The 653-nt window shown below is 42.4% G+C and carries 1 protein-coding gene; it reads right to left on the bottom strand.

Features of this window, described 5'->3' with window-relative positions; genetic code table 11:
- A partial coding sequence (locus tag CG67_RS09940) for a phage/plasmid replication protein, II/X family (RefSeq protein WP_235501125.1) occupies positions 1 to 474 on the bottom strand: 474 nt, incomplete at its 3' end.
- Positions 475 to 653 lie beyond the last annotated feature (179 nt).

Below are 653 nucleotides of genomic sequence, written 5' to 3'. Positions count from 1 at the left end.
ATCATTTGCGACTTTTGCACTGAAAGTTACATCTATGCGACCAACTACCGTATTAGTTACATCACACAAATCATAGAGTTCAGGCATAGCAGCAGCAAAGGCACCGAAAAATTCCAGACCGCACAACTCAAAAGATGTAGGCCCAAAAATATTGTGACCTTGTAACAATTTCGCCGGAGATGCTTTCAGCTCTACACATGGCTCGAAATTCTTACCGCCCTCAAAAATTTTCAATGCGATCCCAGCATAATGAGAAGGGCGAGATTCGTAAGGATGCTTAAGCCCCGATACAGTCAAATCACCATCAATGGCGTATTCTACTGTATGGGCGGCAAGAGTCAGACCAGAAAGGCGGGCAACCTCAGCAAGGTTCACATGGGAAACATAATTTACCTGTGAATCAAGACGCTCCGATACAAGAGAGCTTTTAAACGGTATCCTTAAGACCAGCATATCAATCATGACTTCAAGCACTCAAACACTCACCATGTGCGTAATGTAGCACATGTAATTCCCAACGCAACTATTTGTAAAGATATTATAGGATTTATCTAATGGATGCAGCCGCTAAAAAAGGTAGTCGAACTACAGTAACAATCAATAGACATATGCAAGAGTTACTGGTAACAGCGACCGTAGAGGCCACTAAAAGA

This window comes from Tatumella sp. UCD-D_suzukii, from assembly GCF_000611875.2.
GTDB classification, from domain to species: Bacteria; Pseudomonadota; Gammaproteobacteria; order Enterobacterales; family Enterobacteriaceae; genus Tatumella; species Tatumella ptyseos.
Note: the sequence above shows the minus strand (reverse complement) of the source record. Positions and strands in the feature narration are given on the sequence as shown.